Below are 7,930 nucleotides of genomic sequence, written 5' to 3'. Positions count from 1 at the left end.
GGGGGCTGGCCGGGGGGGGGGTGGGGGTTTTTAGTCCGTCTCGGTGGGGGGGGGGGGGGGGGGGGGCGGCGCGGGGGCCGGGCGCGGGGGGGGGGGGGGGGGGGGGGCGGCCCCCCCCCCCCCCCCTCCTCCCTTTTCTTCCTACGATGCGCTCATGACGCAAGAATCGGCCCAGGCCCGTTGGGAGCTGCACACTCAGCGGCCCCTGCTCGTCCTCGCGGTGGCCTTCGCCCTCGCGTACGCCGTGCCGATCGTGGACAGCGACGCGGAGCCGGCGGTGGCGCTCACCTGCACGGTGGTGGAGTGGGTGGTGTGGGGGGCGTTCGCGGCCGACTACCTGATACGGCTCGCGCTCTCCGGGCAGCGGCGGGACTTCGTGCGGACCCACTGGCTGGATCTGTGCGCGGTGATCCTGCCGATCCTCCAGCCGCTGCGGCTTCTCCGGCTCGTCTCCACGCTGATGCTCGTAGGGCGGCGGGCGCGGATGGCCTCGCAGATCCGGCTGACGACGTACGTCGGGGGCGCGGTCGTCGGACTGCTGATGTTCGGCTCGCTCGCCGTGCTGTCCGTGGAGCGGGACTCCCCGAACGGGAACATCCGGACGCTGGGTGACGCGGTGTGGTGGTCGTTCACGACGATGACGACCGTGGGGTACGGCGACCACGCCCCGACCACCGGGATGGGCCGGGTCCTCGCGGTCGGTCTGATGCTGTCGGGGATCGCCCTGCTCGGTGTGGTCACCGCGAACATCGCCGCCTGGTTCATCTCCCGGTTCGAGAAGGACGACGTGGAGGAGCGCCGCCAGACGGCGGCGATCGAGGCCCTCACCCAGGAGGTACGGGCCCTGCGCGCCGAGGTCACCGCCCTCACGGGCGCTCCGGGCCTCCTCCCGCACCCGCTGCCGTCGGGGACGGAGGAGCACTCCCCCACATAGACCTGTGGGCCCGCGCGCCGCACGGAGCGGCACACGGGCCCACAACAGGTGACAGCCGGTCGAGCGGCCTCAGAGCAGGCCGTTGCCCACGCCGCCCGCCAGCCAGATGATCGCCAGGAGTGTGTCGATCGCTCCCAGGACGAGGGCGATCAGGGCCGGTACCGGCCCCGAGCCCGTCCAGCGGCGCCCCATCGAGAACCAGCCGCAGATCATCGCGACCGGCCCGAGGACGATTCCCAGCGTGAAGAAGCCGGCAACCGCGCACACGACTCCGATGATGCCCAGGGTCGCGCTGTCCGGCCCGGTCCGTGGTCCCATCCGGCCACGTGAACGGGGGTACCTGCGCGTACCGTTTCCGAAGCCCGCCATCATCAACTCCTGAACTCCCGTGACCTGTCGGTCGGTTCGGGTCGATGCTTCGGGTACCCCCGTTCCACGCGTACAGACCTGCACGCGCGCCACCCCCCTCCGGCAGCGCGCCGCAGACCCGGTCGTCCTCCAGGCCGTACGGAGGACTTGACCCACTGTGACCTGCGGCGTGTGCCGAACGGGAGGGAACTTGAGCGTGATCACCCGGATAGGCGAAATTCCGCCAGGGAACACCCCGGTGACCCCGCCCGTCAGATGTGTCCGGCGCCCGCCCCCGCCGCGTCGGCGTTCTCGCCGCGCTTGGTGAGCATCGCGACGAAGACGGCCACGACGGCGACGCCCGCGGCGACGAGGCAGGCGAGGCTCATGCCGGAGATGAAGGTGTCGTGGGCGACGTCCGTGATCTTCGCGGCGATCTCGGCCGGGGTGCCCTTGGCGACCGGCGCGGCGCCGACCTGGACCGCCTCGGAGGCCTGGTCGAGCTGGGCCGGGGTGAGCGGCGGCAGCTTCGCCGCGGCCCAGTTGCCCGCGAGGTCGCCGTCCACCTTGGAGGCCATCACGGCGCCCAGTACGGCGGTGCCGAGGCTGCCGCCGATCTGCATGGCGGCCTGCTGGAGACCGCCGGCGACACCGGACAGCTCCATCGGCGCGTTGCCGACGATGACCTCGGTGGCGCCGACCATGACCGGCGCGAGGCCGAGGCCGAGACCCGCGAACCAGATGGACATGACCAGGCTGCTGGTCCCGGTGTCCAGCGTGGACATCCCGAACATGGAGACCGCGGTGAGCGCCATGCCGCCGGCCAGCGGGATGCGCGGGCCGACCTTGGTGATGAGGACGCCGGCCAGCGGCGAGCCCACGATCATCATTCCGGTCAGCGGCAGCAGGTGCAGGCCCGCGTCGACCGGGCTCATGCCGTGCACGTTCTGGAGATAGAAGGTGACGAAGAACAGTCCGCCGAGGAAGGCGATGGCCATCAGGACCATCAGCACCACACCGGCCGACAGCGGTACGGAACGGAACAGGGCGAGCGGGATCAGCGGCTCCTCGACCCGCTTCTCCCAGAGGGCGAAGAGCACGAAGCCGGCGATCGAGACGACCAGGAACGTCCAGGTCAGGCCGTCGCCCCAGCCCCACGCCGGGGCCTTGATGAGCGCCCAGACCAGGCAGAACATGGCACCGGACAGCAGCGCGATGCCGAGGAGGTCGAAGGAACGCGGGGCGTTCGCGGCGCGGTGGTCGGTGAGGATCAGCGTGCCGAGGACCAGCGCGAGGACACCGACGGGCACGTTGATGAAGAACACCGACTGCCAGCTGACGTGCTGGACGAGCAGACCCCCGAGGATCGGGCCGCCGGCGGTGGAGGCGCCGATGACCATGCCCCAGATGCCGATCGCCATGTTCAGCTTCTCGGCCGGGAAGGTGGCACGCAGCAGGCCGAGCGCGGCCGGCATCAGCAGCGCGCCGAACAGGCCCTGGAAGACGCGGAAGGTGACGACCAGGGCGATGCTGCTGGAGAAGCCGATCGCGCCGGAGGCCGCGGCGAAGCCGAGGACGCCTATGAGGAAGGTCTGCCGGTGTCCGAAGCGGTCGCCGAGCTTGCCCGCGGTGATCAGGGTGACCGCGAGGGCGAGGAAGTAGCCGTTGGTGATCCACTGAACGTCGGCGAAGGTCGCGCCGAGATCCTTCTGGATGGCGGGGTTGGCGATCGCGACGATGGTGCCGTCCAGGGCCACCATCATGACCCCGACGGCCACGGTGATGAGGGTGAACCACGGATGGCCGCGCAGGCCCGTGGACGGGGCCCCGCCCGACGGGGAGACCGGAGCCTTGTCGCCGGGCTCCGGCTTGTCGATGGTGGTCTGACTAGTCATGCCCGCGAGGCTAGTGACAGTCACTGACAGTTGACAAACCAATTCACAAGTCGGTAACTGTCACGTTACTCACAGATAGGCTGAACTGCGCCGACAGTTCGGGGAGGGACGCGAGAGAGAGGTTCCGGGACCATGACGGACACGGCCGGCAGGGCCAGGCCGGCACCAGCGCCTGCCGCGATCACGGCGGCACCCCGACCCGGTCTGCGCGAGCGCAAGAAGCAGCGCACCCGGGACGCTCTGCTGCGGGCCGCCCTCGAACTCTTCATCGCGCAGGGATACGAGCACACCACCGTCGACGAGATCGCCGAGGCCGTCGACGTCTCGCAGCGCACCTTCTTCCGCTACTTCGCGGGCAAGGAGGACGCCGCCCTCTTCCTGCAGCGGCTCAGCGAGTCCCATTTCATCGACGCCGTGCGTGAACGTCCGCTCCACGAGGCCCCGTTGGAGGCGTTGCGGCGGGCCGTCCTGGAGAGCTGGGACACCATCGGCGAGGCGATCGAGGCCGTCGTCCCGATCGAACTCCACATGCGGACCTACCAGTTGATCGAGTCGACACCCGCGCTGCTCGCGGCCCACCTGCGCCGCTCGGAGGAGATCGAGGAGGAGATCGCGCGGCTGATCGCCGAGCGCGAGGGTCTCGACGTGGACGCGGACCCCCGGCCACGCATCGCGGTCGCCGTGTTCGGCGGGGTGATGCGGGTGACGGGCCGCCGGTGGGGCGCGGGCGAGGACACCAGCGTGGCGGCGATCCGCGAGCTGACCGTCTCCTATCTCGACCATGTGGGGCCGTCGTTGGCGGAGAAGTGGGACACCCGGCCCGACCGGCCGTCCGCCGGACCGCCGGACCCCTCCGCGGGGCCATGACACCACCGGCCCCCGAGATCCCGCACAGAGCGTCACAACTCGCACACACGTCGCAGGAATTCACCAACAGAGTGTGACTATTTAACTCAAACTGAACCCGGTTTGCCCCAATTACCCCACCAGAAACGTGATCCCAGTCACTCGTTTAACGGGAGGCACCCCACTTCTCCTAGGGTGTCCTCTCAGTGACTTCCTTCGATTCAACCCCCCAACTCAACGCCTGGCGTGCGCTGCTCGCGCTGGCCGTGGTGTTCGTGATGCTGGCCACCAGTGGCTGGACCGCGCTCCACAGCCACCGGGCACCCTCGCCGCTCCAGGCGTCCCGCGCCGCGTGGGAGCACGGCAGCATCGCCGGGCACCGGCTTCCGGACCCGGACGCCACGCCCGCGCGGCTGACCGGCTTCTTCGACACGCTCGACGCCCAGCAGCGTTCCCGGCTCGCCCACCGCTATCCGCTCGCGGTCGGCAACATGAACGGCGCGCCGGTGACCCTGCGGTACGAGGCCAACCGCCTCGCGCTGCAGCACGAACGCAAGGTCGAGCACCGGCGCATGCACGACAAGCGGTTCTCCGCCGTCGGCCAGTACGACGCCGGCCGCCGGATGCACCGCTACGAAGCACTGCTGGACGGCGACCGCAAGATCCTCGCCTTCGACCCCAACGGATCGGGCCGGGTCGCCGAGGTGTTCGGCAACCTCGACACCGCCCGGCGCGTCTCCGTCGTGGTGCCCGGCGTCGACACCGACCTGCTCACCTTCCAGCGCACGGTCAAGCAGTACTCCGCGCCCGTCGGCATGGCGAGTTCGCTGTACGCGGCGGAGCGGGCGGCCGACCCGGGGGTGCGGACGGCCGTCATCGCGTGGGCCGACTACACGGCACCCAGCGGGCTCGGCATCGACTCGGCCACCGCCATGCGCGCCCAGGAAGGCGCGGTGCGGCTGAACGCGCTGCTCCGGGCGCTGCCCGGGACCAAGCCGGTCGCGCTCTACTGCCACAGTTACGGCTCGGTGCTGTGCGGGGTGGCCGCCGACTCGCTGCCCTCGCGGGTCTCGGACATAGCGGTGGCGGGCAGCCCCGGCATGCGGGCGGCGAACGCGGCCAACCTGCACACCACCGCCCGGGTCTGGGCGATGCGCGACGCGGACGACTGGATCCGGGACGTACCCCACCTGGAGGTCGGCGGCCTCGGGCACGGCGCGGACCCGGTGTCGAAGGGCTTCGGGGCACGCGTCCTGTCCGCGGACGGGGCGAAGGGACACGCCGGCTACTTCCAGCCGGGGACGGAAAGTCTCCGCAACTTCGCGGAGATCGGCATTGGCGCGTACCGCGCGGTCCGATGCGCGCACGACGACGACGGCTGCCGGGCGGGTTTGTCCGCCACGACATCGGCCTGACGCGCGTAGAGACCGAAAGAATCGCGGTCCGCCCGGAGAGGCGACGGAGGCTTGCGTGCCGCATACGATGGCCCGCATGGGTGACGTACTGGCCGGATTTCATGCCGCCTGGGAGTTCGAGTCCGACTCCGTGCTCATCCGCTTCGAACGGGGGATCCGCACGCCGAAGCTGTTCCAGGCGCTCGGCGAACGCCGTATCCCTCTCGATGCGGTCGCGGCGGTGACACTCACGCCCGGGAAGCGGGGCACGGTCGTGCTGCGCGCGGTGCCGAGGCCCGGCGCCGACCCCCTCATGGAGGCGGCAGCGGGACAGCTCAAGGAGGGGTGCGACCCCTACCGCCTGGTGCTTCCCGCCGACCGCGAGACGCTCGCCGAGTACTACGCGGACGAGCTGCGCGCCCGTCTCACCGCGGACGACGAACCGGCCGAGCGTTACCTGGTGGAGCCGCCCGAGGCACCCCTCACCTTCAAGGCGTACGACGGGAAGGCCTCCTTCGACGGCAAGGCGGTGTCCTTCCGGTGGTTCTGGACGGGCGCCTCGTCGGCGAAGTGGAAGGCCGGCGACCAGACGTTCCCGGTCTCCGCGCTGAGCGGCGTCGAGTGGCGCTCCCCCGAGGTGTTCGAGGGCCATCTGCGCCTGCTGCGGCGTGAGCCCGTCTCCACGCAGCCCGCGCAGGCGGACCAGGACCCGGCGGCCGTCGTCTTCGGTCTCGGGTACGGACCGGTCCACGAGTCCCTGCCGTTCGCGGCGGCCGTCCTCGCCGCCGTGCGCTCCGCGAGCCCCGCGCCGGTGGCCGCGTCCGCCGTACCGCGCCGGGATCCGGCCGACATCGCCGACCGGATCCGGCACCTCGGCGAGCTCCACGAGGCGGGGCTCGTCACGGACGAGGAGTTCTCCACCAAGAAGGCGGAGCTGCTGGCGCAGCTGTAGGGCGGGCGCCGGCGGCTACCGGCCGCTCACTCGCGGCCGGCCGACGAGAACGTCATGTCCGCGTAGCGGTCGCCCGCCACCTTCCCCGCGATCGGCTCCAGGAGAGCCAGTTCGCCGTCGGTCAGGACGATGCGGGTGGCCGCCGTGTTCTCCTCCACCCGCCTGCTCTTGGTGGTCCCCGGGATCGGCACGACGGTCAGTCCGTGGACGCTCGCCCGCTGCTGGACCCAGGCCAGCGCGATCTGGCCGAGCGAGGCGCCGTGCGCCTCGGCGACCGTGCGGACCGGTTCGAGGAGGGCGGCGTTGGCGGTCGCGTTCTCGCCGGTGAAGCGGGGCATCGTACGGCGGAAGTCGTCCGAGGTCAGGTCCTCGTCGGCGTTGGCGAACGACCCGGTGAGGAAGCCGCGGCCGAGCGGTGAGTACGGGACCAGGGCGACCCCCAGCTCGCGGGCCGCGGGCACCACGGCCGCCTCGATGTCGCGGCTGAACAGCGACCACTCGGACTGCACGGCGGTGATGGGGTGCACGGCGTGGGCGGCCCGCAGCTCGCCGCCGGTGACCTCGCTCAGCCCGAGGTGCTTGACCTTGCCCTCGCGGACCAGCTCGGCCATGACCCCGACGGTCTCCTCGATGGGGATGTTCACGTCCCGGCGGTGCATGTAGTAGAGGTCGATCACGTCGACTTCCAGCCGGCGCAGACTCGCCTCGACGGCCGAACGGATGTACGGCGCGTCGTTGCGGACGATCCGCTTGTAGGGGTCCTCCGGTGAGCTGGTCAGCGCGAACTTCGTGGCGAGGACGAGGTCGTCCCGGTGGGCACCGACGAAGGAGGACAGGAACGTCTCGTTCTCTCCCCTGCCGTAGGCGTCGGCCGTGTCGAAGAGGGTCACGCCCAGCTCCAGCGCCCGGCTCAGCGCGGCCCGGGACTGCTCGGCGTCCGGCGGGCCGTACGCCCAGCTCATCCCCATGCAGCCGAGACCCTGCACCCCGACCTCGGGTCCGTCCGCGCCGAGCCGTGCCGTCGCGATCCTGCTGTCCGTCATCGGGACCTCTCCGACGCCAGCGCCCGCCCGGCGTCACCGTAGAAACCGATCTTGCGGTCGAGCACCGCGAGGGTGTCCTGGAGCTCCGCGATCCGGGCCTTGACGTCCCGTCGGGTCGCCTCCAGGAGTTCGTAGCGCTCCAGGTAGGTGTGGTCGCCCGCGCGCACCATCTCGGCGTACCGCACCATGTCGGCGACCGGCATCCCGGTGAGCCGGAGCTTGCCGACCAGACCGAGCCAGTCCAGGTCACGGTTGCTGTAGCGGCGCTGGCCGGTGTGCGAGCGGTCGATGTGCGGCATCAGCCCGATGCGCTCGTACCAGCGCAGGGTGTGCGCGCTGAGGCCGGTGTACGCGGCGACCTCGCTGATCGTGTAGTTGTCCTGGCCGTCCGGGCGCCGGTCCCCCTCGGGCGGTCCGGCGCAGGTGTCGGCGTCGGACTCGACGGCCTCGGCTGTGGTCTCCATCACGGTCATGGTCCCCACGCTAAAACCTTGGAGTGCACTCGAAGCAAGCGGATT

At 71.0% G+C, this 7,930-nt stretch carries 8 protein-coding genes; 4 read left to right on the top strand and 4 right to left on the bottom strand.

The window, feature by feature from the left end:
- Positions 1 to 154: 154 nt before the first annotated feature.
- A complete protein-coding gene (locus ABZT74_RS20360; protein ID WP_356175284.1) occupies positions 155 to 934 on the top strand; it encodes a potassium channel family protein in 780 nt (259 codons plus the stop codon).
- 69 nt (positions 935 to 1,003) lie between these two features.
- Here ABZT74_RS20360 and ABZT74_RS20355 read toward each other — a convergent pair whose 3' ends face one another.
- Positions 1,004 to 1,306 carry a small hydrophobic protein gene (locus ABZT74_RS20355; RefSeq protein ID WP_081217091.1) on the bottom strand — a complete coding sequence of 101 codons (303 nt, stop codon included), beginning with the start codon at positions 1,304 to 1,306 and terminating at the stop codon, positions 1,004 to 1,006.
- Positions 1,307 to 1,554: 248 nt separating this feature from the next.
- Positions 1,555 to 3,177, bottom strand: a complete 1,623-nt coding sequence (locus tag ABZT74_RS20350; RefSeq protein ID WP_356175281.1) for an MFS transporter — start codon at positions 3,175 to 3,177, stop codon at positions 1,555 to 1,557.
- A gap of 132 nt (positions 3,178 to 3,309) precedes the next feature.
- On the opposite strand from ABZT74_RS20350, the gene ABZT74_RS20345 reads away from it, so the two are divergent.
- The 3 genes from ABZT74_RS20345 (at position 3,310) to ABZT74_RS20335 (ending at position 6,369) form a co-directional block, all read left to right on the top strand.
- Positions 3,310 to 4,044 (top strand): TetR family transcriptional regulator, encoded by a 735-nt coding sequence (locus ABZT74_RS20345; protein ID WP_356436613.1) that lies wholly within the window; start codon positions 3,310 to 3,312, stop codon positions 4,042 to 4,044.
- 185 nt (positions 4,045 to 4,229) lie between these two features.
- Positions 4,230 to 5,438 (top strand): alpha/beta hydrolase, encoded by a 1,209-nt coding sequence (locus tag ABZT74_RS20340; protein ID WP_356436610.1) that lies wholly within the window; start codon positions 4,230 to 4,232, stop codon positions 5,436 to 5,438.
- A gap of 67 nt (positions 5,439 to 5,505) precedes the next feature.
- Complete coding sequence (locus tag ABZT74_RS20335; RefSeq protein ID WP_355863860.1) at positions 5,506 to 6,369, top strand: DUF4429 domain-containing protein; 864 nt, start codon at positions 5,506 to 5,508, stop codon at positions 6,367 to 6,369.
- A 26-nt stretch (positions 6,370 to 6,395) separates the two neighbouring features.
- Here the strand turns inward: ABZT74_RS20335 and ABZT74_RS20330 are convergent, their stop codons facing one another.
- Both ABZT74_RS20330 and ABZT74_RS20325 read right to left on the bottom strand, forming a co-directional pair.
- Positions 6,396 to 7,412, bottom strand: coding sequence for an aldo/keto reductase (locus ABZT74_RS20330; RefSeq protein ID WP_356436607.1), 1,017 nt, complete (start codon positions 7,410 to 7,412; stop codon positions 6,396 to 6,398).
- Positions 7,409 to 7,885 (bottom strand): MerR family transcriptional regulator, encoded by a 477-nt coding sequence (locus tag ABZT74_RS20325; protein WP_355863754.1) that lies wholly within the window; start codon positions 7,883 to 7,885, stop codon positions 7,409 to 7,411. The genes ABZT74_RS20330 and ABZT74_RS20325 overlap by 4 nt, the downstream gene beginning before the upstream one ends.
- Positions 7,886 to 7,930 lie beyond the last annotated feature (45 nt).

This window comes from Streptomyces sp. NPDC005302, from assembly GCF_040607345.1.
In the GTDB taxonomy this organism is placed as follows: domain Bacteria; phylum Actinomycetota; class Actinomycetes; order Streptomycetales; family Streptomycetaceae; genus Streptomyces.
Note: the sequence above shows the minus strand (reverse complement) of the source record. Positions and strands in the feature narration are given on the sequence as shown.

Bases quoted from the DNA above. Each gene is read 5' to 3' on its own strand.
- ABZT74_RS20345 (WP_356436613.1), top strand. From the start codon at position 3,310: ATGACGGACACGGCCGGCAGGGCCAGGCCGGCACCAGCGCCTGCCGCG.
- ABZT74_RS20355 (WP_081217091.1), bottom strand. From the start codon at position 1,306: ATGATGGCGGGCTTCGGAAACGGTACGCGCAGGTACCCCCGTTCACGT.
- ABZT74_RS20325 (WP_355863754.1), bottom strand. From the start codon at position 7,885: ATGACCGTGATGGAGACCACAGCCGAGGCCGTCGAGTCCGACGCCGAC.
- ABZT74_RS20330 (WP_356436607.1), bottom strand. From the start codon at position 7,412: ATGACGGACAGCAGGATCGCGACGGCACGGCTCGGCGCGGACGGACCC.
- ABZT74_RS20335 (WP_355863860.1), top strand. From the start codon at position 5,506: ATGGCCCGCATGGGTGACGTACTGGCCGGATTTCATGCCGCCTGGGAG.
- ABZT74_RS20360 (WP_356175284.1), top strand. From the start codon at position 155: ATGACGCAAGAATCGGCCCAGGCCCGTTGGGAGCTGCACACTCAGCGG.
- ABZT74_RS20350 (WP_356175281.1), bottom strand. From the start codon at position 3,177: ATGACTAGTCAGACCACCATCGACAAGCCGGAGCCCGGCGACAAGGCT.